The following is a 26,043-nucleotide window of genomic DNA, read 5'->3' on the forward strand; positions in this document are numbered from 1 at the left end:
CACCGATCTGCTCTTGCACTGCGTCAAATCCGATCTAAAGTCCGGCCACTTTTTCAGACGGGATCGATCTTCATGAAATACAATAAACTGGGCCGCACCGACCTCTCCGTTTCGGAGATCTGCCTGGGCACGATGACCTGGGGAACGCAGAATTCCGAGGCCGAAGCTCATGAACAGATGGACTATGCTTTCGACAACGGCATCAACTTCTTTGATACGGCCGAACTCTACCCGACGACGCCTCCGGGTGCCGAAACCTACGGTGACACGGAAACTATCATCGGCACCTGGCTGCAAAAGAGCGGCAAGAGACAGGACCTGATCCTCGCCTCCAAGATCGCCGGCAGCGGTCGCTCCTACATTCGCGACGGCCGCCCGATTACCCGCGAGACGATTCGGGAAGCACTCGATGCCAGCCTCTTGCGCCTCAAGACGGATTACCTCGACCTCTACCAGATCCACTGGCCGAACCGCGGCACGTTCCACTTCCGCAATTCCTGGAAGTTCGATGCGTCGAAACAGGATCGCGAACAGGCACGCACGAGTTTTCTGGAAAAACTCGAAACGCTCGGCGAACTGGTGAAGGAGGGCAAGATCCGCGCGATCGGGCTTTCCAACGAAAGCACCTGGGGCACGATGCGCTATCTCGATGTGGCCGAGGAGAAGGGTCTGCCCCGCGTCGCGACGCTGCAGAACGAATACAATCTTCTCTATCGCCAGTTCGATCTGGATCTTGCCGAAATGTCCCATCACGAGGATGTCGGCCTGCTCGCCTACTCGCCGCTCGCAGCCGGTCTGCTTTCCGGCAAGTATCAAGGCGGCGCACGACCTGAAGGCTCGCGCGGCGCGATCAACCAGGATCTCGGCGGTCGCCTTCAGCCGCGGCAGGAGCCGGCGGTCAAGGCCTATCTCGACATAGCCAAGAAGCACGGCCTCGACCCGTCTCAGATGGCGCTCGCCTTCTGCCTGACGCGCCCCTTCATGGCCTCCGTCATCATCGGCGCAACGACGATGGACCAGTTGAAAACCAACATCGCCGCTGCCGACGTGACGCTGTCGGATGAGGTTCTGAGAGAGATCGCCGCGGTCTATCGCGACTATCCGATGCCGATCTGAGGTCGCGACAGATTGCGGATGACCGGCTGAAACACGCTGTCGTCATCCGCAAACTTGCGCTATTTCTTCCGGCGGAGGACAAGCCATGATCGACATTCCAAGGCCCGGAAGCCCGTTCCACGAGGCCTATCTGGTCGCAGCCGCGCAATGTGGTCAGCTGCCGATTACCGAGATATCCGACACGAACGAGAACTGCATCGTCAGCTCGATCGCCTGGATCGCCATGCGCGACCAGGTCAGGGCGGACCGGACCTTCGTGGCGGAGGCTGGATTTCCGCTCGCCGTTCTGCTCGCCGTGATTGCAGTGGTGCGATACTGGAAAAGCCGGGCGGCGCGGTAGGTCAGCATAAAGGTGGCCGGAACGATAAGTCCCGGCCGCCGGATATATCTCTGTCGCCGCTCAATCGCTCGGCTATTTTACGACAACTCAGCCGGCGGGTTTGCGATCAAGGATGGTGCCGACTGAAGGAAGCTGATCGATGGAGCGAAGAAGTACTCGCCGCCCATCAAGGTCACCGTCTGCACGAAATCCATCACGCCGACCTTTTGTGGCTGACTATGGCCATCGATCCATTCCTTTTCGGACGGATCGCCACTGTTTGCGACCTGGCTGATGATGAAATCGACACCTTTCTTCGCCGGAACCGCCGGCTGGAATGGAAACGACGTATTGTTCGCCCAGGCACTCTGGGTGAACTCGAACTGCTGATTGACGTCGGCCATGTAAGCCATGAAAATAAGACCGACTCCCTTGTCTGGCTCATCTGAAAAATCGGGTGCCCGATCGCCATAGGTTATGCCTCGGCGCGCCATGATATGCGAGCGCTCGAATTCGTCGCCCGGCGTGCGCGGATTGGTCTTCCTGACATGCGCTCGAACGGGACATTTCAGCCCGACCGGGTCGAGTGTGTAGTCGAAGTCATTGGTTGGCGCGCCCGCCACTGGACCGCTCTGCAGTGCCGGTGTTCCGTCCTCGAAGCGACCGACAACCATCGCACCCGCGCGGTCCTCATCGGGGTTCTGTGGATCCACCGACTGCGCAAGCAGACGTTCCCTCTGCTTGGACAGCTTCACGTTCTGCTCGAGCTTGCGGTAGACGAAATAGCTGCCGCATGAAAATGTCGTGGGATTGCCCGGATCCGATACGACAAACTGGGAGGCCTTGAACTCCTCGTCCCATTTGCCACGAGGTTTGGGCATTCCATTGTTGTCGAGGAAGTCTTCGGTCAGAAACAATGGCTGGCTGATGCCATCGACATAGCCGAAATGCTCGATGCCTTCGCCTCGAACATCGCCGCCCGCCTGCTTGCGCCTCTGCGCCAGGCCGATGTCCGAACCCAGAACCGTTGCGCCGTGCTTTGCGAAAACCTTCTGCAACGCGCTGTAGGAATTGCCCACAAGTGAGGCCTGTTCGTCTGCAATCAGAACCATGGCGTCGGGGTCGTCCTTGGCGCTGCCCCAAGCCTCACCCTTTTCCCAGTGCTCCTTTTCCGGATCATTGATTGGAGGACCGGCAAACGGAAGCGGCATCGGATTGAGCCGTCCGCGGTTCCGCATCCCGGCCCTGAATGAGGCATCGGCGGGAATGTTGGCATCCGGCAAACTAAGGGCTGCATACCCTTTTGCGCTGAGGAAGACGCTGACGACCGTTCCGCCGCCGAGTTTCGTTGCCTTGAATGCTTCTGCCTCGCGCAGTTGCGTCAGCGCGGATGTCGTCACGAACGAAAGATCCCGCAGCAGGCCGGCGACCGCATCAGACTTCATGCCAGCGAAACTGAGAAAGACATTCTTGGTATGATCTCTGCCGTGCCCCTTCAGGATATTGGCCTGCAGGTCCGACAAAAGCGAAAGAAGATCCGCATCCGACGTCCAATTTTTCCAGGTGATGGTAGTATTCAAAATAGTATCGAGCTTAGCCATGCCTCCTGCTCCTCTTGGCAAAGGGTCGAATTGACCCGAACCCAAATTACAACCCATGGTACCACTAAGTCCATTTAACTATTTTTGCGAGCGTCGAACCCCTCCCTCTTGCCTTATCGCCAAAAATCCGTATAAGCCGCCTTGTTCGAAACACCCGGTCTTCTGGCTGGTGGCTGAACGGAGGGTAGGTCGCGTGAGCGGCCGTAGGAACGAAAAGCGTTCCGGCCTCCCGTGTCTCCGCTCTCGACCGTCTCGATACAACAGCTTTTCTTGCCTGGGCTTGCCCCATTCCAAGAGCAGTCGTTGAGGCTTAGCCGCCGAACCCGGGTGACAAAACAACCGCAAGAAAGGCAAAGCTTACATGGCTCTTTATGAACACGTATTCCTTGCTCGACAGGATATGTCCGCACAGCAGGTTGATGCCCTCGTAGAACAGTACAAGGGTGTCCTCGAAGCAAATGGCGGCAAAGTCGGGCGCGTAGAAAACTGGGGCCTCAAGTCCCTCACATACCGCATCAAGAAGAACCGCAAGGCGCATTACGCCCTTATGGACATCGACGCACCGGCAGCTGCCGTGCACGAGATGGAACGCCAGATGCGCATCAACGAAGACGTTCTTCGCTACATGACGCTTGCCGTCGAGAAGCACGAAGAAGGTGCGTCTGCAATGATGCAGAAGCGCGATCGTGACGACCGTCCGCGCCGTGATGGTGACGACCGTGGTCCTCGCCGCGACTTCGGCGATCGTGGCCCGCGCCGCGATTTCGGCGATCGTCCCCCGCGTGAAGGTGGTTTCGAGCGCGCACCGCGCCCGCCACGTGACGCTTAATCGGTTCGAAGGAGAAAACACCAATGGCTGACTCATCCTCCTCCGCGGCACGCCGTCCGTTCCACCGCCGTCGCAAGACCTGCCCGTTCTCGGGCGCGAATGCACCGCGGATCGACTACAAGGACGTCCGTCTTCTGCAGCGCTACATTTCCGAGCGCGGCAAGATCGTACCTTCGCGTATCACGGCCGTTTCCCAGAAGAAGCAGCGCGAACTGGCCCAGGCCATCAAGCGCGCCCGCTTCCTCGGCCTGCTGCCTTACGTTCTGTCCTAATCTGATATCGGACCTGCCGGCTGTACCGCCGGCGGGTCCATCTCCCCTTCCGCGTTGGGCGCGGATCGGCAAAACCAAAACCCCATGTTGGGGATGAAGGCCGTTTCGACATCCGTCCCGGCCCTATCCCCTAACTGCTTCATATGGCAGGACAGCGAGACAAAGTGACGAACAAGTTCCAGACAGTGCTGCCGACCGGTATTCTTGCCGGTGTTATCGCCACCGTGCTTGTCATGGGTGCGAGCGCACAGTCGTCGTTTGCCTCCATTCTCTATGCCGCTTCCGCTCTTCCGATCCTGATTGCCGGCCTCGGCTGGGGCAATCGCGCCGCCATCGTCGGTGTCGTCACGGCCGGAGTGCTGGGTGCACTTCTCGTGTCGCCGATGTTTGCGCTGGCCATGGCGGTGTTCACGCTGATCCCCGCCGGCTGGTTGTCGCATCTTGCCAATCTCGCCCGTCCCGCCTCCGAACTCGGCGGACCGGACAATCTGATGGCCTGGTACCCGATTTCCGACATTCTGCTGCATCTCTGCGGCCTCGTCACTGTTGCCGTGATCGCGCTCGGCTTTGCGATCGGCTACGGCCCTGAACTGATCGACCAGATGGTCGATGCGATGACGACAGCGCTGCAGGCGCAGGAGCCGACGCTCGCCCCCGATGTCGCGAGCCTTTCCCAGACCAAGTCGCTGCTGGTGCTGATGCTGCCGATGTTCCAGGGCGGCATCTGGGTAACGCTTTTGTTTGCGGCCTTCTACATCGCCGTGCGCGTCGTGTCGCGGACCGGCCGCGCAGTTCGCCCGCGCGAGGACATGCCGTCCGCGCTGCGGATGAACCGCAACGCCATCTTCATCTTTCTCGCCGGCACGGTGATGACCTTCTTCGGCGGCGCTCCGGCAATGATCGGCGCGGTCGTCTGCGGCACGTTCGGCGCCGGCTTCCTCATGGCGGGCTATGCCTCCCTACATTTCCGCACACGCGACAAGGACTGGCGCCTGCCGGTTCTCGTCCTCTGCTACCTGTCGTCGATGCTCATCCTGCCGGCGATCGCCATTGTCGTGCTGGGTCTTTCCGACACACGCCGCACCATTGCCCTGACGCCTGCAAAACCAGCAGACGGCAGCGACGAACCACCTACGAATTGAAACTTGAAAGGAACCACAACATGCAAGTCATTCTGCTTGAACGCGTGGCCAAGCTTGGCCAGATGGGCGAAACGGTAAAGGTCAAGGACGGCTTTGCCCGTAACTTCCTTCTGCCACAGGGCAAGGCGCTGCGCGCCAACGAAGCCAACAAGAAGCGCTTCGAATCCGAGCGTGCAACGCTCGAAGCCCGTAACCTGGAGCGCAAGGGCGAAGCCCAGACCGTTGCCGACGCGCTTGACGGCAAGACCTTCGTGATCGTGCGCTCGGCTGGCGAAACCGGCCAGCTCTACGGTTCGGTTGCTGCCCGCGACATCCTCGAGGCACTGGCTGCCGAAGGCTTCAACGTCGGCCGCAACCAGGTCGATCTCAACACCCCGATCAAGGCGATCGGCCTCCACAAGGTCGTTCTGCACCTGCATTCGGAAGTCGAAACCGAAATCGCCGTCAACGTTGCCCGTTCCGCTGAAGAAGCCGAGCGCCAGGCCAAGGGCGAAAGCCTCACCTCGGCTGACGCCATCTACGGCGTCGACGAAGACGCGCTTCGTCCGGAAGACTTCTTCGATCCGGACGCAGACGGCAACGCTGAAGACGACGAATAAGCCGTCATCGTCTAACAAGTTCGAGAAACGCCCGGGTCATCAGCCCGGGCGTTTTTTTGTCTTCTTGGGCTATACTGATGCGACCAATGACTGAGTCGCAGCGAAACACAGTCAACCGGATTCATCGTTTCACTGCGTTCTTTCTGGCACCGGCAAAATGGCGCTGTGGATAGCTGTGGAAAAGCCGCTGGGGCAAAAGGCCGGTTTCAGCACGGCGCATTTACCAGTAGAACCGGCAGCTTCGACGGACAGGACGGACAGAGATCATGAACGAAGTCGCGCGCAACATCGCATCGCTGAGCAACAAGGATGCAGCGCCGCACTACCGTGAGGCTCCCAACAACATCGAAGCCGAGCAGGCGCTGCTGGGTGCGATCCTCGTCAACAACGACGCCTATTACCGCGTTTCGGACTTTCTGAAGCCCACCCATCTCTACGAGCCGCTGCACCGCAAGATCTTCGAAGTGGCGGGCGACATCATCCGCATGGGCAAGACCGCCAACCCGGTCACCATCAAGAATTTCGTGCCCGCGGACGAGAAGGTCGGCGACATGACGGTAGCGCAATATCTCGCCCGCCTCGCCGCCGAAGCCGTGTCGATCATCAATGCCGAGGATTATGGCCGGGCGATCTACGATCTGGCACTGCGCCGGGCGCTGATCACCATCGGCGAGGACGTCGTCAACATCGCCTATGACGCGCCGCTCGACATGCCGCCGCAGAGCCAGATTGAAGATACCGAGCGTCGCCTGTTCGAGCTTGCCGAAAACGGCCGTTACGACGGTGGCTTCCAGTCGTTCAACGACGCGGTGGCGCTGGCGATCGACATGGCCGGCCAGGCCTTCGAGCGCGACGGCCATCTGTCTGGCATTTCCACCGGCATCATGTCGCTCGACGGCAAGATGGGCGGGTTGCAGCGGTCTGACTTGATCGTGCTTGCCGGTCGTCCGGGCATGGGCAAGACCTCGCTTGCCACCAACATCGCCTATAATATCGCAGCATCTTACGAGCCGGAGGTGCAGCCGGACGGATCGATGAAAGCCAAGAATGGTGGCGTCGTCGGTTTCTATTCGCTCGAAATGTCGTCCGAACAGCTGGCCACCCGTATCATCTCCGAACAGACCGAAGTGTCCTCGTCAAAAATCCGCCGCGGCGACATTACCGAGGCCGATTTCGAAAAGCTCGTCGCCTGCAGCCAGATGATGCAGAAAGTGCCGCTGTTCATCGACCAGACCGGTGGTATCTCGATCGCCCAGCTCTCTGCCCGCGCCCGCCGTCTCAAGCGCCAGCGCGGCCTCGACTGCCTCGTGGTCGACTATATCCAGCTGATGACGGGGTCAGGTAAATCCGGCGAGAACCGCGTGCAGGAAATCACGCAGATCACCACGGGCCTTAAGGCGCTTGGCAAGGAACTCAACGTTCCGATCATCGCGCTGTCGCAGCTTTCGCGCCAGGTGGAAAGCCGCGAGGACAAGCGCCCGCAGCTTTCAGACCTTCGCGAATCAGGCTCGATCGAGCAGGACGCCGACGTGGTTCTGTTCGTGTTCCGCGAAGAGTATTACGTGAAGAACTCAGAGCCGCGCGATATGGCCGATCCGAAATACCCGGAATGGGAACAGCTGATGGACAAGGTGAAGGGGACGGCCGACGTCATCATCGCCAAGCAGCGCCACGGACCAACCGGCACCGTCAAGCTCGCCTTCCAGGCGGAATTCACGCGGTTTGCAGATCTGGCCGAACCAAGCTTTACGCAATACGAAGAGCATTGAGGAGCTCATTGCGGCCCAAGTCTCTGTGATAAGATGGTCAATGCCCGCCGCCGCAAAGCGGCCGGCATCGACCAGTTTAGGGTCGCTGATCGACTACTGGGTCCGGCAGCGTCCGGTCCGGGTGCTTTCCTTGTCGCCGTCATCATAGGCGATCCCGATTTTCTCGCCTGCCAGCGCGGTGATCTTGCCCGGGTACCAGTCGCCGGCGCCCTTGTAGTTGCATTCGACCTTCATGCCGATCATCCAGTCGTACGGACGCACCGCGCTCGAAGCCACCGTTTCCCGGTCACCGTCATCGTAGCGGATGGTGACGCTGCCGCCGCCGATCTTTTCGATGACACCCGGAAACCAGTAACCAGCGCCCTTATAGTTGCCGAGAACCCAGTCGCCCTTCGTCTGCGCCAAGGCTGCAGACGCGCCGGAAGCAAGAAAGCTTGCTGCCAATATGATTGAAAGTACATTTTTCACATTAGTCTCCCCAAATATAAATCCCACCGTTCCCCGACTCAATGGCGCGGGGAAACCCAATTAAATGAACAGTAAAACTGATACATAATACAAACTGAACACTACATTAATACATCGTCGATGTTTCTGTTTTTACTGGATTGCTTGGGATATTGGAAAAAAGCGTGCAGCGCGCAAAATCTCGCCCATATGTCTTTTTCCGGCCGTGGAAACGGGTAAGGATTGGCGACGATCCGATCCATTCTGCTGAGCGCTCATGACAGATTTCGACGACGACACCCTGCCTTTCGACGAATTCGATATCGCCCCTGCCCGGCTGACCATCGATCTCGTAGCGCTTGCCGACAACTGGCGGGAGATGGCTGAGCGTTCCGGCAGTGCCTCGACTGCGGCCGTGGTCAAGGCGGATGCCTATGGGCTCGGTCTTGAGGATTGCGGTACGGCGCTTTACGAGGCCGGCGCGCGCGATTTCTTTGTGGCCGTGGTTCAGGAAGGTGTGACGCTTCGAACCTATGCGCCGGACGCCCGCATCTATGTGCTCTCGGGCGTATGGCCGGGTCAGGAACGGACGTTCTATGAACACGGGCTGGTTCCTGTCCTCGTCTCCGAAGAACAGCTCAGCTTCTGGATGGCGGTGACCGCAGAACACGGCGATCATCCTTGCGCGCTGCATATCGATACCGGGTTCAACCGGCTCGGCATTCCGCTGGAGGACGCGCTCGCCTTTGCCGACGACGTGTCGCGGCCGGCGAGTTTCTCGCCCGTCCTCGTGCTGTCGCATCTGCACAGCGGCGATACGCCCTCCTCTTCCTTCAACCGCCAGCAGCTTGAATCATTCCAAAAGGTTGCGGCGGCTTATGAAGGCATTCCGGCAAGTCTTGCGGCGTCCTCCGGCATCTTGCTCGGATCCGAATATCATTTCGACCTTACCCGTCCGGGCATCGCCGTTTATGGCGGCGAGGCTGTCGGCGGCGGCAGCAATCCGATGCGACCGGTTGCCAAGGCAGAGGCCCGCATCATCCAGATCCGCAGCGCCAAGACCGGCGAAACCGTCAGCTATGGCGGGACGCATAGGCTGACCCGTGACAGCCGGCTGGCAATCGTCGCGGCAGGCTATGCGGATGGCTACAAGCGGTCGCTGTCTGGCTCCGGCGTTCCACTCCGCGACAGCATTCACGAGGGCGGTTTCGGTTTCATCGCCGGCCAACGGGTGCCGGTCGTCGGCCGCGTCACCATGGACCTAACGATCTTCGATATTACCGACGTGCCAGAACGCGATATCCGCACTGGCGACTATATCGAGCTGTTCGGTCCCAACATGCCGCTCGACGACGTCGCGCGCGCGGCCGGCACGATCGGCTACGAACTCCTCACCAGCCTTGGCCTGCGATACGAGCGGCGGTATCTTTACGCCGACGAGTGAGAACGCAAGCGCCTGCGGAGATCCCCCTCTTTCGCGGGCGATATCTTCGTGCTAAATGAGAACAAAAGGAGATCGAAATGACCGAGATCCATCTCAATGACGAGGCTCTGGCGTTTATCGAAGAGCAGGTGAAGACGGGCGCTTATGAAAGCGCTGAGGATGTCGTCGCGGCGGGACTAAGCCGTCTTGGAAGCGAAGACGAGCTCTTGAGGACGATGATCGCCGAGGCGGATGCCCAGCTGGAGAGAGGCGAGTTCGTGCGTTTCGCCAATGCCGACACACACGCGGATTCGATCATCGAACGGGGGATGCGCATATTGAACCGAAAGAGCTGATTTACTCCCCGCTGGCCGATCAGGATCTCCTCGACATATTCCTGTGCATCGCCGTCGACGATCCGGTCGCGGCCGACCACTTCGTACGAGATCTTACTCGAAAGGCTGCGTGGATTGCCTTCACCGGTTTTCCAGGTTCGCCGCGCGATAATCTCTCACCCGGTCTCAAAGCACTCCCATACCGCAAGCGCTGTATCTACTTCCGCCGAACGGAAACGGCAGTCCGCATCGTCCGGGTCCTGCACGGCCATCAAAACCTTCATCCCGACCTCTTCAAGACTGACGAAACCTGATCTCATGGCAAAACCTAAAACTCAATTCGTGTGCCAGAACTGCGGCACGGTGCACAGCCGCTGGGCGGGCAAGTGCGAAGGCTGCGGCGAGTGGAATACGATCGTCGAGGAAGATCCGATGGGCGGCATCGGGTCCGGTCCCGGCAAGGTGCCGAAAAAGGGCCGCGCCGTGACGCTGACCGCCCTTTCCGGTGAGACCGAGGAAGCACCGCGCATCCATACCGGCATTTCCGAACTCGACCGTGCCACCGGCGGCGGCTTCGTGCGCGGGTCGGCGGTGCTGATCGGCGGCGATCCGGGCATCGGCAAGTCGACGCTTCTGATGCAGGCGGCGGCCGCCCTTTCGCGTCGTGGTCATCGCATCATCTATGTCTCGGGCGAAGAAGCCGTCGCCCAGGTTCGCCTTCGGGCCCAGCGGCTGGGTGCTGCCGATACGGAAGTGCTTCTGGCGGCCGAAACCAATGTCGAGGACATTCTCGCCACGGTGTCGGAAGGCAAGCGGCCGGATCTCGTGATCATCGATTCGATCCAGACGCTGTGGAGCGATACGGCCGATTCGGCGCCGGGCACCGTCACCCAGGTGCGCACCGGCGTGCAGGCAATGATCCGCTTTGCCAAGCAGACGGGCGCTGCCATGGTTCTGGTAGGCCATGTCACCAAGGAAGGCCAGATCGCCGGTCCGCGCGTGGTCGAGCACATGGTCGATGCCGTGCTTTATTTCGAAGGCGACCGCGGCCATCATTACCGCATCCTGCGTACGGTGAAAAACCGGTTCGGGCCGACCGACGAGATCGGCGTGTTCGAAATGTCCGACAAGGGCCTGCGCGAGGTCACCAACCCGTCGGAACTGTTTCTCGGTGAGCGCAACGCCAAATCCCCGGGGGCCGCAGTCTTTGCCGGCATGGAAGGTACACGGCCGGTTCTGGTCGAGGTTCAGGCGCTAGTGGCAGCCACCTCGCTCGGCACGCCGCGCCGTGCCGTGGTCGGTTGGGATTCGTCGCGTCTCGCGATGATCCTTGCGGTTCTCGAAGCCCATTGCGGCGTGCGGCTCGGCCAGCACGACGTCTATTTGAACGTCGCCGGCGGTTACCGCATCTCGGAACCGGCGGCCGATATGGCGATCGCCTCGGCGCTTGTTTCTTCGCTTGCCGGCATCGCGCTTCCGGCCGACCATGTGTTTTTCGGCGAGATCAGTCTTTCCGGCGCGGTGCGTCCCGTTTCGCAGACGGCGCAGCGATTGAAAGAAGCCGAGAAGCTTGGCTTTTCCGGTGCCATGCTGCCGGCCACATCCGCCGAACTGCCGAAGGGCTCCAGCGCCCGCTGGACGATGATCGAGGACCTGCCGGATCTCGTCTCGCGCATCGCCGGTTCGGTCAAAAAGCTGGGGAAGCAGGAGGAAGATGATTGATCTTCCGTTAACGCCACGGCTGATGTAAGACACGCGCTCGACGCTCTGGATCAGGCTGGAAACTCCGGTCGGATTCAGGCACGAAAACGGCTGGCCCACATTGGCTTCACCAAGACGGCAGGCATGCAACGGCAGGTTCTGGAGTAGAGTTTACATGCCCATCACCATCTTTGACGGTATTGTCATCGGCGTCACCCTGTTTTCGGCCGTGCTTGCCATGGTTCGCGGTTTCTCCCGCGAGGTTCTGTCGATCGCAAGTTGGGCCGGCGCCATTGCCGCTGCCTACTATCTCTATCCGCTGCTCGTGCCATACGCGGAAAAGTACACATCCGATCACCGCATCGCCATTGCCGGTTCGGCGGGCGTCATCTTCCTCGTGGCGCTGATCATCATCTCCTTCATCACATCCAGAATTGCCGACTTCATCATCGACAGCCGCATCGGTGCGCTCGACCGCACGCTCGGCTTCCTGTTCGGAGCTGCCCGCGGCATCCTGCTTCTCGTCGTGGCCGTTGCCTTCTGGAACTGGCTGGTCGCTGAAAGTGCCCAGCCGACCTGGGTCACCAACGCCAAGTCGAAGCCGTTCCTCGATACGCTGGTCGGTCGCCTCGAAGCCGTGCTGCCCGCCGATATCGAGCCGCAGATCCGCGCCCGTATCCTCGGCAAGGAAGAAGCACCTGTGGATGGCGCTATTGGTACCGACCAGACGCCGGCCGAAGACGCACCGGTTACAAATAATTGACGCTGTGTTGCGCTTGATGCAGCGCACACCATCACCATTTGTGGTAACATTCGAAATCTGATGATAGACGGGCTGGTCTCCGGGGGAAATCTCCCCCGGCCAGCCTTTCCATTTTTCCTGAAAGGGTACGGCCAGATGCAGCAGCCGGGATCGCAAACATTCGATGTCAACCGCTCCAACGTATGGGACGAAGACACCCTTCATGAAGAATGCGGCGTCTTTGGCGTCCTCGGCCACCCGGATGCGGCAACGCTGACGGCGCTCGGCCTGCATGCCCTGCAGCATCGCGGTCAGGAAGCCGCCGGTATCGTCTCGTTCGACGGTTTGCGCTTCCATTCGGAGCGCCGGATGGGCCTGGTCGGCGATCACTATACCGACCCGGTCACGCTCGCGAAGCTTCCCGGCAATATCTCGATCGGCCACAACCGCTATTCGACGACCGGCGAAGTCGCTCTTCGCAACGTCCAGCCGCTGTTTGCGGAACTGGAAGTCGGCGGTATCGCGATTGCCCACAACGGCAATTTCACCAACGGTCTCACGCTGCGCCGGCAATTGATCGCCGGCGGCGCCATCTGTCAGTCGACATCCGACACGGAAGTCGTCCTTCACCTCATCGCGCGCTCGCGCTACTCCTCCACCGCAGACCGCTTCATCGATGCCATTAGGCAGATGGAAGGCGGTTATTCGATGCTTGCCATCACCCGCACCAAGCTGATCGCGGCGCGTGATCCGACCGGTATCCGTCCCCTCGTGATGGGCGAACTCGACGGCAAGCCTGTGTTTGCCTCTGAAACCTGCGCGCTCGATATCATCGGTGCAAAATTCATCCGCGACGTCGAAAACGGCGAAGTGATCATCTGCGAGATCCAGTCAGACGGCTCGATCTCGATCGATGCCCGCAAGGCCGGCAATGGCCAGCCGGAACGGCTCTGCCTGTTCGAATACGTCTATTTCGCTCGTCCCGATTCCGTTGTCGGCGGTCGCTCGGTCTATGTGGCGCGCAAGAACATGGGCATCAACCTCGCCAAGGAAGCGCCTGTCGAAGCTGATGTCGTCGTGCCGGTTCCCGATGGCGGCACGCCGGCAGCTCTTGGGTACGCCCAGGAGAGCGGCATTCCGTTCGAATACGGCATCATCCGCAACCATTATGTCGGTCGCACCTTCATCGAGCCCACTCAGCAGATCCGCGCTTTCGGTGTGAAGCTGAAGCATTCGGCCAACCGGGCGATGATCGAGGGCAAGCGCGTCGTGCTGGTCGACGATTCGGTCGTGCGCGGCACCACGTCTCTGAAGATCGTCCAGATGATCCGCGATGCCGGCGCCAAGGAAGTTCACCTGCGCGTCGCAAGCCCGATGATCTACTATCCCGATTTCTACGGCATCGACACGCCGGACCGTGAAAAGCTGCTGGCCAACCAGTACGACAGCCTCGAAGCGATGTGCAAATATATCGGCGCGGACTCGCTCGAATTCCTGTCGATCAACGGGCTTTACCGCGCTGTCGGCGGCGAAGACCGCAACGGTGCACGGCCGCAGTTCACCGACCATTATTTCACCGGCGACTACCCGACGCGTCTACTCGACAAGGACGGTGAAGCGGTCGGCCGCAAGGTGTCGCTTCTGGCCAGCAACGGCTGAATGGTTTTCAATCGATCATGAACGTTTTAGAAGGCTGCGGGAACGCGGCCTTCTTTTTTGGTCGCGACTGGCAGGGATGGAACAATGACGATCGACTTGAAGGGTAGGATTGCGCTGGTGACCGGCGCCTCGCGCGGCATCGGTTACTTCACGGCACTGGAGCTGGCAAAGGCCGGCGCGCATGTGATCGCCACTGCGCGCACCGTCGGCGGGCTGGAAGAGCTGGACGACGCGATAAAGGCTGCAGGCGGCTCGGCAACGCTCGTGCCGTTCGATCTCACCGACATGGAGGCGATCGACCGGCTGGGTGCCTCGATCTTCGAACGCTGGGGCAAGCTCGACATCCTGGTCGCCAATGCCGGCATCCTTGGTACAATTTCGCCGCTCGGGCATATCGAGGCGAAAGTGTTCGAAAAGGTGATGCTGACCAACGTCACCTCGATGTGGCGGCTGATCCGCTCGGTGGAGCCGCTGCTGGTGCGATCCGATGCGGGTCGCGCCCTGCTCTTCTCGTCAGGCGCTGCCGCAAAGGCACCGGCTTTCTGGGGTGCCTACGCGATCTCGAAATCCGCTGTCGAAACCATGGGTCGCATCTGGGCTGCGGAAAACACGCATACGACGCTCAAGGTCAACATGGTCAACCCGGGCGCCACAAGGACCGCGATGCGGGCGCAGGCCGTGCCTGGCGAAGATCCGGAGACACTGCCGCATCCTTCAGAGGTGGCGCAGAAGATTCTCTTCCTCGCCTCGCCAGAGCTTACCGACAGTGGCCGCATGTTCGTGGTGCGCGAAAACCGGTTCGTCGATTTCAGAATGCCGGAATAACCGGATAGACCGACAGCCCGGACGTTTGGGGGAATCTAGTCATGAGCCTGGAACAGTTGATCGGTGAGTATGGACCGGTGGCCGTCTTTCTGGGAGCGGCTGTCGAGGGCGAGACGGCAGCGTTTCTCGGCGGCGTGATTTCCCACCGCGGCCTCATGCCCTACTGGCAGGCCGCGGCGGGTGCGTTCTTGGGATCGCTGATCGCTGACCAGGCGCTGTTTTTTGCGGGCCGCCACGCCAACCGCTTGGCAATCGTCCAGCGGATGATGCGGGTAAAGGCTGCAGAACGCGTCCGCACCCTGCTTGCGGCGCATCCGACGGGCTTCATCCTCTCGTTCCGTTTTATCTACGGCATCCGCACCGTCAGTCCCTTGATGATCGGACTTTCCGGCATCTCGCCTCTTCGCTTCTTCTTTCTCAATCTCATCGCCGCATTCGTCTGGGGCGTCGGGATAACGGCGATCGGGTACCTGTTCGGCAACGCGGTCGAGGCGCTGTTTGGACATTTGAGACTGCATGTTCACATGCTCGCAGCCCTCGGCGTAATCCTTGTTGCGGTTGCCGTCACCGCATTCCTGGCGCGCAAGACGTTGTCACGCATGTGGGCGGGAACCCGAAATTAGGTCGCACGCCGTTCGGACATCTCAGTTGCTCGTGAGAGCCGAATGGGTGCTGAGCACCTTTTCGAGAAGAACATCGTCGTCGCGCACGCCGAGCTGGTAGAAGCGAATTGCCATGGCCGCCAGCCTTGCGGCAGACGGATCGTGCCTGGAGCGACCGGTCATCCAGCGCGCGACGTTGTATATTCGCGCCAGCCGTTCCAGCTCACCCGGATCAAGCGGCTTTCCCACGAAGGTCGTTCTTACGTCCATGACCCTGCCTCCCACTCTTCATCAGTGATTTCTAATATTAGGCAGAATGGACAGAACGCAAAACACAGGTTTTGGTTAAGATTAACCGCTAACTAAACGCGGGCGGTGAAAACCTCTTTTCAACAGCTTTTTCGATGGGATTTCGGACCGGGAACGCATCAGCAAATCTCTTGACCAAACAGTGGCCTCGCGCCATAAACGACGGATGAACACGGCGATTTCCATCTGCGGGATCATTATTCGCTCAGCGTAAAGCGCTGGCCTGGCCGTTTTCGTCTCTCGAAAAGCTTTGAAGACAAACGCTCTGGTCCGCTCGCCATAGATGCATGCGACGTCAGGATGTTGGGAGATTTTTCGATGAGCGTCACGCTCAAGCTATACAATACCTTGATCCGCGCAAAGACGGCGTTCGAGCCCATCGATGCCGACAACGTCCGCATGTATGTCTGCGGCCCGACGGTCTATGATTTCGCCCATATCGGTAACGCCCGGCCGGTGATCGTGTTCGATGTGCTATTCCGGCTGCTGCGGCATGTGTATGGCGACGCCCACGTGACCTATGCGCGCAACATTACCGACGTGGATGACAAGATCAACGCCCGGGCGCTGCGCGATTTTCCGCATCTTGCGCTCAACGATGCGATCCATGCGGTGACCGAAAAGACGGCGAAGCAGTTTCACGACGACGTCGCGGCCCTTGGCTGCCTTGAGCCCAGCATCGAGCCGCGCGCCACGGACAATATCGCGCAGATGATCGCTATCATCGAAAAGCTGATCGGCAACGGCAATGCCTATGTCGCCGAGGGCGAAGTGCTGTTCGACACCAAGTCGATGGCCGATTACGGCCAGCTTTCCAAGCGTCCGCTGGATGAGCAGCAGGCGGGTGCGCGCGTCGCTGTTGATGCGCACAAGAAGAACCCGGGTGATTTCGTGCTGTGGAAGCTTTCCTCCCACAACGAACCCGGCTGGGACAGCCCCTGGGGACGCGGTCGCCCCGGCTGGCATATCGAATGCTCGGCGATGAGCGGCCGCTATCTCGGCGAAGTCTTCGACATCCATGGCGGCGGGCTGGACCTGATCTTTCCGCACCATGAGAATGAGATTGCCCAGTCGCGCTGCGCCCACGGCACCGACGTGATGGCAAATGTCTGGATGCATAACGGCTTCGTGCAGGTCGAAGGCCGCAAGATGTCGAAGTCCGACGGCAATTTCATTACCATCAACCAGTTGCTGGATACCGACACATTCGGCGGCCGCAAGTGGCCGGGCCAGGTGCTGCGCCTCGCCATGCTGATGACGCATTACCGCGAACCGATCGACTTTTCGATCAAGCGCATCGAGGAGGCCGAGCGGCTTATTGCCAAATGGCCGGCCGTCGACCTTGCCGAAATTCCTTCGGGCACGCAGCCCTGCCCGATCGTCCTCGACGCGCTCGCCGACGACCTCAACACGGTTGTCGCGATCCAGCGCATCCACGCACTGGCGCAGGAAGCCAATGCCGACAGCACGCTGCTGCCGATGTTTGCCGCCAGTGCCGTCCTTCTCGGCGTCGCGCCGGAAAAGACGGAAGTGGACGGGGCGCTTGCCGAAGCGGTGGATGCGCTCGTCGCGCTGCGGCTCGAAATGCTCAAAGCGAAGAACTTCGCCGAAGCCGACCGCATCCGTGACGAATTGTCAACCAAGGGTATCCAGCTGAAGGATGGCAAGAACGCCGAGACCGGCGAACGGGTGACCACCTGGGAGGTAAAGCGCTAACGCTTGCCGCGTGGGCGGGGTGGTCCTATGCTTTTCGCACGGGACCACCCAAAGGATGAGGGGAGGATGACATGAGTGCAGAGCGCCAACCAAACCCTGTGGGCAGTCGCGGCCGTCAGACCTCGCTACGGGGCAATGCATGACGAGCCATGACATTTACACCGGCGGCTGCCAGTGCGGGGCCGTGCGGTTTCGCCTCGAAGGCAAGCCGGACCATGTCTCGATCTGCCACTGCCGCATGTGCCAGAAGGCGTTCGGTGCCTATTATGCGCCCCTCGTCTCCACCCGCGGCACCGGCTTTTCGTGGACGCGCGGACAGCCGAAATATTTTCACTCTTCGAACCATGTGCGGCGCGGCTTCTGCGACAATTGCGGCACGCCGCTGACCTATGAGGCGGCGGACGGTATCGCGGTTTCGGCCGGTGCTTTCGACGATCCGTCGGCGCTACCCCCGTCGGTCCAGTACGGCACCGAAGGCAAGATACCCTTCGTGGATCATCTGCACACCCTGCCCGGGCACGATACAATGGATGATATCGACGAGGCGCCGTTCCTTTCCGATATCGTTTCCAACCAGCACCCGGATCACGATACACAGACGTGGCAACCAGTTCCCGCCGATCGCGGAATGACGAAGGAGGACGACGCATGAGTGAAACGGAAAAAGCCGGTCAGCCGAGAACCGGCGGGTGCCAGTGCGGCGCCGTGCGTTTCAGGATCAACGGACAGCTCGGTCGTGCCTCCATCTGCCATTGCCGGATGTGCCAGAAGGCGTTCGGCGGTTTCTTCGGGCCGCTTGTGGCAGCACCGCAGGAAGGTGCGGAGACCGGGGTCGAGTGGACCCGCGGCGAGCCGAAGTATTTCCAGTCGTCGATCAATATCGACCGCGGCTTTTGCGCGGAATGCGGCACGCCGCTGACCTATCGTACGCCGACCAGCCTCGATATCGCGATCGGTGCCTTCGACGAGCGCGACGACCTGATGCCGCAGGTGCAGGTCAACCACGCTTTCCGGCTGCCCTGGGTGGAGACGATCTTCGACGCTCCCGTTCATGGCGATACAGACTACTATTCGAAGCAGGAGCAGATCATCTCCTTCCAGCACCCCGATCACGATACGGAAAACTGGCCGGCGAAAGGGCTGCATCTATGACGGAAGTGCTGCGCACGCTCTACCCGGCAACGACTGCCTTTGAGACCGGTACGCTCGATGTCGGCGACGGTCACTCGATCTATTTCGAACGGCATGGCACGAAGGGGGCAAAACCCATCGTCTTCCTGCATGGCGGCCCGGGCGGTGGCATCACGCCGATCCAGTCGCGACTGTTTGATCCTGAACTCTACGACATCCTTCTGTTCGACCAGCGCGGCTGCGGCAAGTCGACGCCGCATGCAAGCCTTGAGGCCAATACGACCTGGCATCTGGTCGCAGATATCGAGCGGCTGCGCGAGATGGTCGGCGTCGACAAGTGGCAGGTGTTTGGTGGATCCTGGGGTTCGACGCTCGGCCTCGCCTATGCTGAAACCCATCCCGAGCGGGTGAGCGAGCTGCTGCTGCGCGGCATCTACACGCTCACCAAAGCCGAGCTCGACTGGTACTACCAGTTCGGCGTCTCGGAGATGTTTCCCGAAAAATACGAGGCGTTTCTCGCGCCGATCCCCGAGGACGAGCGCCACGAGATGATGGCCGCCTATCACCGCCGCCTGACCGGCACCGACACGGCGGCGCAGCTTGAGGCAGCCAAGGCCTGGAGCATCTGGGAGGGATCGACGATCACCCTTCTTCCCGATGCGGCACTGACCGCCGGATTCGGCGAGGAGCATTACGCCATCGCATTTGCCCGCATTGAAAACCACTTCTTCATGAATGCCGGCTGGCTTGAGGAAGGCCAGCTGCTGCGTGATGCGACAAAACTCAAGGGCATACCGGGCATCATCGTGCATGGCCGTTACGACATGCCCTGCCCGCTCAAATACGCCTACCAGTTGTCGAAAGTCTGGACCGACGCAGATTTCCACATCATCGAAGGCGCTGGACATGCCGTATCGGAACCGGGGATTACGGATCAACTGATCCGGGCGACGGATCGGTTTGCGGGGAAGGCATAAATGCGAAGCTTGCGGGGCGTCTCGCCCCGCATTCGGCTCCCGCCAATGCCTCACCCCTCCCGATCAACATCCCGTTATGCCGGTTGAGATTAACCGCCGGCCGGCACAGTTAGGGCTCCCTGCCTTATCGCATCCTCCTGAAGCCGAGCCCCATCGACGTGTTTCATCTCGCCAAAGCCCTTCTGTGCCTCTACGTCGTCCTCCGCTTCCTTCTGCCGCTGCCTTGGCCCCGCTGGGCGAAGGGAACGATCGCCGTCGTGCTGATGGTGGTGTTCCAGCACAGCCTGATCAGCCGGATTGTGTTTGGCACGATGTTTTCGCCTGAAGTGCCGCGGATGACGATGATCATCGTCAACTGGATGGCGGGCATGATCCTGTTGCTTGGCATATTTCAGCTGGTGCTCGATCTGGTCGCGCTTGTCACGGCAGCACTTCGCCGGCGCCGGATCCGGATACCGGTCGGGCTACGCTACGGGATCGGTGCGCTCGCCATGTCGCTTGCAGCTTTTGCCGTCAATCAGGCGATCCGGGTGCCGCCGGTCAAGGAAGTCGAGATCCGGATCGCCGACCTGCCGGCGCAGTTTGATGGCTACCGGTTGATCCAGCTGACGGATCTTCACATCAGCCGGTTGTTTCAGGCGCCATGGGTCGAAGAGACGGTAGCCAAGGCCAATGCCCAGAATGCCGACCTCATCGTCATCACTGGCGACCTGATCGATGGCGATCTGCAGGCCCGCAATCTGGATGTTGCCCCGCTTGCCAAACTGCGCGCTCCGGACGGCGTCTTCACCATTCCGGGCAATCACGAATATTACTTCGGCCATGACGACTGGATGCGGCAATACGAGACGCTTGGCCTTCGCACCATTTCCAACGGCCATGTCGTTCTGTCGCGCGGCGGTGCGCAGATGGTGCTGGCCGGCGTCAACGATCTCAACGCCACGCGGTTCGGTCTGGAAGGCCCTGACGTCGGCAAGGCGCTATCAGGTGCGCCGGCTGATGTTCCGGTCATCCTCCTCAACCACCAGCCACGCGATGCGAAGCTTTCGGCGGATGCCGGGGCCGATCTGCAGCTGTCCGGCCATACCCATGGTGGCATGATCTGGGGGTTCGATCGCTTTATCGCCCGCTTCAACAACGGCTTCGTGTCCGGTCTCTACGACGTCGATCAGATGTCGCTCTATGTCAATAACGGTACGGCCCTGTGGATCGGTTTTGCGCTGAGGCTCGGCGTACCCTCGGAACTGACCGTGATCACGCTGAGGCCGAAGTGAGTTGCGGCATCCGGTGAGCGGGTCGGTCGGAGCGGTCGCGCCGCTGATCCATGCTTCACAGAAATGAATTGGCCGGGGGCCACGCCTTGGTGTATCCCGCCAGCCAACGATAACAAATTGCCGGAAACGCCCTGATGGCCACCGATACCGTTCCCGTCGCCGCACAACCCGCGGGAGCGAAGAACGAGGACACGCCGCGCGGCTTTGCCTTCGGCATCACCGCCTATCTCCTGTGGGGCGTCCTTCCCTTCTACCTGAAAGCGGTCGCGCATCTTCCGGCGCTGGAGGTGCTGGCGCACCGCGCCATCTGGTCGGTGCCGATCGCCGGCCTCGTGCTGATCATTCTCGGACGCACCGGGGATGTGAAGACAGCGATCCGGACGCCGCGCATGCTCGGCATGGCCTGCGTCACCGCCGCCTTCATCACCGCCAACTGGGGTATCTATGTCTGGGCGGTCTCGAACGGTCATGCGATCGATGCCGCGCTCGGCTATTTCATCAATCCGCTGTTCAGTATCCTGATGGCAGCGCTGGTGCTGAAGGAAAAGCTTTTGCCGATGCAGAAAGCAGCGATCGGGCTTGCCGTGGTCGGCGTCGCAATCCTCACCTGGGGTTCGGGCGGTCTACCGTGGGTGTCGCTGGCGCTGACATTTACCTGGGGCTTCTATGCCCTGTTCCGCAAGACGCTGCCGATCGGTCCGAACCAGGGGTTTTTCCTCGAAGTGCTTCTGATCAGCATTCCGATGCTGCCCTACCTCATCTGGCTGGAAGCGACGGGCCAAGGCCACTTCCTGAACGGGGTCGGCTATGATGCGGCCCTGCTTGCCTTTGCCGGTATAGCGACAGCCGTGCCGCTGATGATCTATGCCAATGCCACCAAGCTGCTGAAGCTGTCGACCATCGGCATCATGCAGTATATCGCACCAACAATGATCTTTCTGACCGCCGTGTTTATCTTCAAAGAGCCGTTGAGCGGCATCAAGCTCACAGCCTTCGTGTTCATCTGGTCGGCACTTGCCGTCTATACGCTGGCGATGCTGCGGGACCTTCGCAGCCGCTGACCGCCCATCAGGAGATTTCGTTCATGCAGATGTCAGATATCCCCTTCGGCACGACCGACTGGTCGCAGATCGAGCCGACCGTCCACAAGGGTGACACCGGACACTCGACCTGGCGCACCCGCCATTTCGGACCAATCCGGGTGCGGATGGTGGAGCATTCGCCGGGCTATCTCGCCGACCACTGGTGCGAGAAGGGCCATATCCTGCTGTGCCTCGAAGGCGAGATGACGACCGAACTTGCCGACGGACGCGTCTTTGTGCTGAAACCCGGCATGAGCTATCAGGTGGCCGACAGCGCCGAACCGCACCGGTCCTCGACGACACTGGGCGCCAAGCTCTTCATCGTCGACTGACGCGTCTCTAGCTTCTCTGCAGCGCGAGATGCGCGCCGAGACCGACCAGGATGGTGCCGCCTGCTCGCTGGGCAAGCTTTTGCGCCGTGCTCGATCGGTTGAGCCGTGCCATCACCAACCCGGCAAGAGCAACGGCGAAAACATCGGCGATCGTGAAGATCACGCTGACGGCCAGTCCCAGAACCACGAATTGAACCCAGACCGGAAGGCTGGCCGCGCTGTCGATGAACTGCGGCAGGAAGGCCAGGAAGAAGATCGCCGTCTTCGGGTTGAGAACCTCGACGACGATGCTTTCGGCAAATGCCTTTCGGGCAGATCTCGGTGTCTCCGCCTGCAGATCGCCTGAACCCGCAGCCTTCGTGCGAAACAGGGAAATGCCAAGCCAGATCAGGTAGATCGCGCCTGCAAGCTTCACTAGCGCATAAACTACTGGGACGGCGTGAAAGAGAACCGAGAGCCCTGCAGCTGCCGCAACGATATGCGCGTAGGATCCGAGATGGACGCCGAGCACCGCCATCATGCCCGCCTTGCGTCCGGCAACCATCGTGCGGGCCGCTACGTAAAGCATCGCGGGTCCCGGAATGAAGGCGAAGATGGACGTCGTCACAAGGAAGGCGAACAGGATATTCCAGTCTGGCATGCGGTGCTCCTGTCCCCTGCCCTAGGCGGAAGCCTTAAACCCTAGAGTTTCGAGATGACGGCGGCTTCGCCCTTTGACGCGGCCTGCTGTTCGTCGCGGTCGAGAATGGCCGGCACGATGTCATCCACGTCAGGGATCACCATCGGCTGTACCAGATGCCCCCGGTGGATGAAGCCTTCCTCGCGCATATGGGTGACGAGCGACAGCATCGGATCCCAGAAACCGCCGATATTGGCAAACACCATCGGCTTCTCATGACGGCCGAGCTGGCCCCAGGTCATGATCTCGACGATCTCTTCCAGAGTGCCGATGCCGCCCGGAAGTGTGACGAAGGCATCGGAGCGTTCGAACATCTTGTGCTTGCGCTCATGCATGTCCTTGGTCACGATCAGTTCGTCGAGCTGGCCGAGCGAATGGCGGGTTGCCTCCATATCGACAAGAAAGTCCGGAATGATGCCCGTGACCTTGCCGCCATGCGCCAGAACGCCTGCGGCAACCGCACCCATGATGCCCTTGGTGCCGCCGCCATAGACCAGCCGCAAACCGTGGGCTGCAATGGATTTTCCGAGCGCGCGGCCGGCCTGGATATAGGCGGGATCGCGCCCCGGCTGCGAGCCGCAGTAAACGCATATGGATCGTATTGGCACAGTTTTCTCCATCAGGCACTTCAAAGGGTTGGCACGCGACGCACCAACCACGAGATTTGGCTGGAAATACTGCGCAGAGCAAGGCTGAAACACTGGTAAAGCTTGTTATGACTAGAGGAAACGGATAATCCGGAAAGACGATGGAGGGTCCATCGGGAAAAGGCTTTGCTCATGAAAAACCGCGCCGGTTGGCTCGCTCTGGTCGTACTCGCCATCGCATCGCTGCTGATGGTCTTTTTCGTGCTGCCGCGGATCAACCATAATGCCAAACCGCTCGGCGATGCGATCAACGCTGCCGGCGATGCGGTCAAGGACGCGGTCGAGAGCACGAAGCAGGCGGTGAAGCCGACAGACGCACCGAATTCTCCGGACGCGCCGAAGCCGCAGGAGCAGGCATCCGTGCCCGCGACGACGCCGGCCGCTCCCGTATCTCCCCTGGCAACCCCTTCCGCTCCGGCAGCGCCCTCCGCTCCGGCCGCACCCGCAGTAACAGCTGCACCGAGCGCGACAAGCCCGGTCACCGCCCAGCCGAACGCTGCCCAAACGCCAGCCAAGCCCGCCTTTGACGTGCTGCGCGTCGAGCCCGACGGTTCGGCCGTGATTGCCGGCCGCGCGCTGCCCAATTCGACACTCGAAATCTCCAGTGGCAACTCGGTCGTCGCCAAGATCGACGTCGGCCCGAGCGGCGATTTTGCAGCCGTTCTCGACAAACCTTTGCCGCCGGGCGATCACCAGCTGGTTCTCAAAGCCACCGGCAAGGACGGCAAGACGGTCGTCTCGGACGAGACCGCGACGGTCTCCGTACCCAGCGATCCGAAGACCGGCAAGCTGCTTGCCATGGTGACGACGCCGGGCAAAGCGAGCCGGGTCATCGCGACGCCGAACGCGTCTGCGCCTGCCGTACCAAATGCCGCGACATCACCGACACCCCCTGCCCCTGCCCCTGGCGCTGCGCCGTCCACTGCAGGCCAGACGGCTGCGGGTCAGTCTCAGACGCCAGCCGTCACTCCGGCCTTGCCGCAGGCATCGTCGCAGATCGCATCCAGCGCGCCAAACGTCTCTGCTCCGTCCTCGACCGCGGCTCCCGACGCGACGCCTGCGCCGGCTGGAACACCGGATCTGCAGATCACCGCCGTCGAGCTTGAAGGCTCGAAAATCTTTATCGCCGGCATCGCCCGCTCGGGTGTCACGGTGCGCGGTCTTGTCGACGGCGAGCCCGTCGGCCAGTCGCGCGCAGGCGGCAACGGCCATTTCGTCATCGAGGGCAACACGCAGCTTTCGGTCGGCGATCACCGGATCAGCGTCGAGGCACTGAACGGTGCCGGCCAGCGCACCGTCATGGTCGAGGTTCCGTTCAACCGTCCGGCCGGCGAACAGGTGGCGGCAGTCGCAGCCCCCGCAGTTTCAAGCCCGATGTCGACGATCGATGGCGGCGCCTTCGAGAAGCTTCGCAACGAAGTGGTACGCGCCTTCAACCTGCTGCAGAACCTCTACGCCGACGGCAAGGTGCCGAGCGGCGAACAGATGGCGGCGGCACGTTCGTCCACATCGATTACGCTCAAGTCTTTGACCGAATACCGCCTGCCGGCCGACGCTTCCGTTTCCGCCCGCTCCGTTGCCGACAATGCCGCCAAGGATGCAGCGTCAGCACTTGCCGCACTCGACAAGGTTCCAAACGACGTTGCCGCCGTTGGCGCAGCCCTCAAGGACCTCGGCGCCATGATCGCCCGCGCCGTCGGGCCCGCCATGGCACGGCAGATGGATGGTGGCAACGAACAGGAAATGGCCGGCACGCCGGCTGCTCCCGCCACCGGCGTCGACGGCACAAAGACGTTCCAGCAGGCACCGCTGACGCAAAGCGAACGCAATTCGGTGATCATCCGACGTGGCGATACGCTGTGGCAGATTTCGCGCCGGATGTATGGCCAGGGCGTGCGCTACACGACGATCTACCTCGCCAACGAGGATCAGATCCGCAACCCCGACATCATCCAGCCCGGCCAGATCTTCGGCGTACCGGAGGAGTTCCGGCCGGATTCGGAAGAGCTGCACCGCGAACGGATCCAGCATCGCAAATGATGACGCAGCCCCAATTCTCCTGAAAACGACTTAAAACCGCAGGGCCAATGCTTCGGGTTCCCCAATCTCCACATTCCTGTGCTCGTCACGGGAATGCGGGAGGTTGAGCCTCACGTCGCGGCGGCGGCTATCGGTGCAACACTCTGCAGAAAACAGACTTACGACCGATCGCCGATCATCAGTTGCGACGGCGTGACTGCCAGTGAATGGGCGGCAACGTGCAGTGAAAGACTGTTGCGCTCGACAAGTGCTGTGACCGTTTCCAATATATTCAGATGCGGTACATGCTTGACCACCGTATAGGCAGTGAAAGCCGCGCCGGCCGAGGCTCCCCACAGAAGAGTGCTCAGGGCAGTCGCAACGGCAATCGTCTTGAAGCGCATAGTATTCCTCCCAATGCGAGCTTCCCTCGAATAGCCAGACCTCCTCCGCCTCGCAATTCGGACTTATACACTCCGTAGTCATACCTACTTTC

The 26,043-nt window shown here is 60.7% G+C and carries 29 protein-coding genes; 23 read left to right on the forward strand and 6 right to left on the reverse strand.

Annotated elements, in window-relative coordinates:
* The first annotated feature begins 72 nt into the window (after positions 1-72).
* Positions 73-1,116, forward strand: a complete 1,044-nt coding sequence (locus tag IFT59_RS10340; RefSeq protein ID WP_184654862.1) for an aldo/keto reductase — start codon at positions 73-75, stop codon at positions 1,114-1,116.
* An 85-nt stretch (positions 1,117-1,201) separates the two neighbouring features.
* A complete protein-coding gene (locus IFT59_RS10345) occupies positions 1,202-1,456 on the forward strand; it encodes a hypothetical protein (RefSeq protein WP_062453342.1) in 255 nt (84 codons plus the stop codon).
* Between the two features lie 77 nt (positions 1,457-1,533).
* On the opposite strand, the gene IFT59_RS10350 is transcribed toward IFT59_RS10345, so the two are convergent.
* A complete protein-coding gene (locus IFT59_RS10350; RefSeq protein WP_192086768.1) occupies positions 1,534-3,036 on the reverse strand; it encodes a Dyp-type peroxidase in 1,503 nt (500 codons plus the stop codon).
* 361 nt (positions 3,037-3,397) lie between these two features.
* Between IFT59_RS10350 and rpsF the strand changes: the two genes are divergently transcribed.
* The 5 genes from rpsF to IFT59_RS10375 all read left to right on the forward strand — a co-directional run bounded on the left by rpsF (position 3,398) and on the right by IFT59_RS10375 (position 7,647).
* Positions 3,398-3,865, forward strand: coding sequence for a 30S ribosomal protein S6 (gene rpsF / locus IFT59_RS10355; RefSeq protein WP_062453344.1), 468 nt, complete (start codon positions 3,398-3,400; stop codon positions 3,863-3,865).
* A 23-nt stretch (positions 3,866-3,888) separates the two neighbouring features.
* On the forward strand, positions 3,889-4,137 hold the full coding sequence (gene rpsR / locus IFT59_RS10360; RefSeq protein WP_062453345.1) for a 30S ribosomal protein S18: 249 nt from the start codon (positions 3,889-3,891) through the stop codon (positions 4,135-4,137).
* Between the two features lie 143 nt (positions 4,138-4,280).
* A complete protein-coding gene (locus IFT59_RS10365) occupies positions 4,281-5,279 on the forward strand; it encodes a DUF2232 domain-containing protein (protein ID WP_192086769.1) in 999 nt (332 codons plus the stop codon).
* Positions 5,280-5,299: 20 nt separating this feature from the next.
* Positions 5,300-5,878, forward strand: coding sequence for a 50S ribosomal protein L9 (rplI, locus tag IFT59_RS10370; RefSeq protein ID WP_062579849.1), 579 nt, complete (start codon positions 5,300-5,302; stop codon positions 5,876-5,878).
* Positions 5,879-6,144: 266 nt separating this feature from the next.
* On the forward strand, positions 6,145-7,647 hold the full coding sequence (locus tag IFT59_RS10375) for a replicative DNA helicase (protein WP_062579847.1): 1,503 nt from the start codon (positions 6,145-6,147) through the stop codon (positions 7,645-7,647).
* Between the two features lie 93 nt (positions 7,648-7,740).
* Here the strand turns inward: IFT59_RS10375 and IFT59_RS10380 are convergent, their stop codons facing one another.
* The gene (locus IFT59_RS10380; protein WP_062579845.1) at positions 7,741-8,115 is read right to left on the reverse strand and encodes a tudor domain-containing protein; all 375 of its coding nucleotides are present in this window, start codon (positions 8,113-8,115) and stop codon (positions 7,741-7,743) included.
* Between the two features lie 256 nt (positions 8,116-8,371).
* On the opposite strand from IFT59_RS10380, the gene alr reads away from it, so the two are divergent.
* The 8 genes from alr to IFT59_RS10420 all read left to right on the forward strand — a co-directional run bounded on the left by alr (position 8,372) and on the right by IFT59_RS10420 (position 15,402).
* On the forward strand, positions 8,372-9,538 hold the full coding sequence (gene alr, locus IFT59_RS10385) for an alanine racemase (RefSeq protein ID WP_192086770.1): 1,167 nt from the start codon (positions 8,372-8,374) through the stop codon (positions 9,536-9,538).
* A gap of 77 nt (positions 9,539-9,615) precedes the next feature.
* The gene (locus IFT59_RS10390) at positions 9,616-9,873 is read left to right on the forward strand and encodes a ribbon-helix-helix domain-containing protein (RefSeq protein ID WP_184654855.1); all 258 of its coding nucleotides are present in this window, start codon (positions 9,616-9,618) and stop codon (positions 9,871-9,873) included.
* A gap of 47 nt (positions 9,874-9,920) precedes the next feature.
* The gene (locus IFT59_RS10395) at positions 9,921-10,166 is read left to right on the forward strand and encodes a type II toxin-antitoxin system RelE/ParE family toxin (RefSeq protein ID WP_342366095.1); all 246 of its coding nucleotides are present in this window, start codon (positions 9,921-9,923) and stop codon (positions 10,164-10,166) included.
* 4 nt (positions 10,167-10,170) lie between these two features.
* Positions 10,171-11,574, forward strand: a complete 1,404-nt coding sequence (radA, locus tag IFT59_RS10400) for a DNA repair protein RadA (RefSeq protein WP_062453352.1) — start codon at positions 10,171-10,173, stop codon at positions 11,572-11,574.
* 154 nt (positions 11,575-11,728) lie between these two features.
* Positions 11,729-12,316: a CvpA family protein gene (locus IFT59_RS10405; protein ID WP_192086771.1), complete on the forward strand. Its 588-nt coding sequence runs from the start codon at positions 11,729-11,731 to the stop codon at positions 12,314-12,316.
* Between the two features lie 135 nt (positions 12,317-12,451).
* Positions 12,452-13,954 carry an amidophosphoribosyltransferase gene (purF, locus tag IFT59_RS10410; RefSeq protein WP_192076696.1) on the forward strand — a complete coding sequence of 501 codons (1,503 nt, stop codon included), beginning with the start codon at positions 12,452-12,454 and terminating at the stop codon, positions 13,952-13,954.
* A gap of 84 nt (positions 13,955-14,038) precedes the next feature.
* On the forward strand, positions 14,039-14,779 hold the full coding sequence (locus IFT59_RS10415; protein ID WP_113111103.1) for an SDR family NAD(P)-dependent oxidoreductase: 741 nt from the start codon (positions 14,039-14,041) through the stop codon (positions 14,777-14,779).
* 41 nt (positions 14,780-14,820) lie between these two features.
* A complete protein-coding gene (locus IFT59_RS10420) occupies positions 14,821-15,402 on the forward strand; it encodes a DedA family protein (protein WP_192086772.1) in 582 nt (193 codons plus the stop codon).
* 21 nt (positions 15,403-15,423) lie between these two features.
* On the opposite strand, the gene IFT59_RS10425 is transcribed toward IFT59_RS10420, so the two are convergent.
* Positions 15,424-15,651 carry a hypothetical protein gene (locus tag IFT59_RS10425; RefSeq protein WP_062453357.1) on the reverse strand — a complete coding sequence of 76 codons (228 nt, stop codon included), beginning with the start codon at positions 15,649-15,651 and terminating at the stop codon, positions 15,424-15,426.
* A 357-nt stretch (positions 15,652-16,008) separates the two neighbouring features.
* On the opposite strand from IFT59_RS10425, the gene cysS reads away from it, so the two are divergent.
* The 7 genes from cysS (at position 16,009) to IFT59_RS10460 (ending at position 22,202) form a co-directional block, all read left to right on the forward strand.
* Positions 16,009-17,406, forward strand: a complete 1,398-nt coding sequence (gene cysS / locus IFT59_RS10430) for a cysteine--tRNA ligase (RefSeq protein ID WP_192086773.1) — start codon at positions 16,009-16,011, stop codon at positions 17,404-17,406.
* 139 nt (positions 17,407-17,545) lie between these two features.
* Positions 17,546-18,058 (forward strand): GFA family protein, encoded by a 513-nt coding sequence (locus tag IFT59_RS10435; protein ID WP_192086774.1) that lies wholly within the window; start codon positions 17,546-17,548, stop codon positions 18,056-18,058.
* Complete coding sequence (locus tag IFT59_RS10440) at positions 18,055-18,558, forward strand: GFA family protein (protein WP_192086775.1); 504 nt, start codon at positions 18,055-18,057, stop codon at positions 18,556-18,558. Before IFT59_RS10435 ends, IFT59_RS10440 begins: the two co-directional genes overlap by 4 nt.
* Entirely contained in the window at positions 18,555-19,514 is a 960-nt protein-coding gene (gene pip / locus IFT59_RS10445) for a prolyl aminopeptidase (RefSeq protein ID WP_092661842.1), read from the forward strand. The genes IFT59_RS10440 and pip overlap by 4 nt, the downstream gene beginning before the upstream one ends.
* Positions 19,515-19,672: 158 nt before the next feature.
* Complete coding sequence (locus tag IFT59_RS10450; RefSeq protein WP_192086776.1) at positions 19,673-20,788, forward strand: metallophosphoesterase; 1,116 nt, start codon at positions 19,673-19,675, stop codon at positions 20,786-20,788.
* Between the two features lie 134 nt (positions 20,789-20,922).
* Entirely contained in the window at positions 20,923-21,849 is a 927-nt protein-coding gene (gene rarD / locus IFT59_RS10455) for an EamA family transporter RarD (protein ID WP_062453363.1), read from the forward strand.
* 23 nt (positions 21,850-21,872) lie between these two features.
* Positions 21,873-22,202, forward strand: a complete 330-nt coding sequence (locus IFT59_RS10460; protein ID WP_062579824.1) for a DHCW motif cupin fold protein — start codon at positions 21,873-21,875, stop codon at positions 22,200-22,202.
* A gap of 7 nt (positions 22,203-22,209) precedes the next feature.
* On the opposite strand, the gene IFT59_RS10465 is transcribed toward IFT59_RS10460, so the two are convergent.
* Both IFT59_RS10465 and IFT59_RS10470 read right to left on the reverse strand, forming a co-directional pair.
* Complete coding sequence (locus IFT59_RS10465; protein ID WP_192086777.1) at positions 22,210-22,842, reverse strand: LysE family translocator; 633 nt, start codon at positions 22,840-22,842, stop codon at positions 22,210-22,212.
* 41 nt (positions 22,843-22,883) lie between these two features.
* Positions 22,884-23,501: an LOG family protein gene (locus tag IFT59_RS10470; RefSeq protein ID WP_156461814.1), complete on the reverse strand. Its 618-nt coding sequence runs from the start codon at positions 23,499-23,501 to the stop codon at positions 22,884-22,886.
* A gap of 159 nt (positions 23,502-23,660) precedes the next feature.
* On the opposite strand from IFT59_RS10470, the gene IFT59_RS10475 reads away from it, so the two are divergent.
* Positions 23,661-25,568, forward strand: a complete 1,908-nt coding sequence (locus tag IFT59_RS10475; protein WP_192086778.1) for a LysM peptidoglycan-binding domain-containing protein — start codon at positions 23,661-23,663, stop codon at positions 25,566-25,568.
* Positions 25,569-25,726: 158 nt separating this feature from the next.
* Here IFT59_RS10475 and IFT59_RS10480 read toward each other — a convergent pair whose 3' ends face one another.
* Positions 25,727-25,951: a hypothetical protein gene (locus tag IFT59_RS10480; protein WP_062453367.1), complete on the reverse strand. Its 225-nt coding sequence runs from the start codon at positions 25,949-25,951 to the stop codon at positions 25,727-25,729.
* Positions 25,952-26,043 lie beyond the last annotated feature (92 nt).

This window comes from Rhizobium sp. CFBP 8752 (genome assembly GCF_014842035.1).
Taxonomy (GTDB): Bacteria; Pseudomonadota; Alphaproteobacteria; order Rhizobiales; family Rhizobiaceae; genus Neorhizobium; species Neorhizobium soli.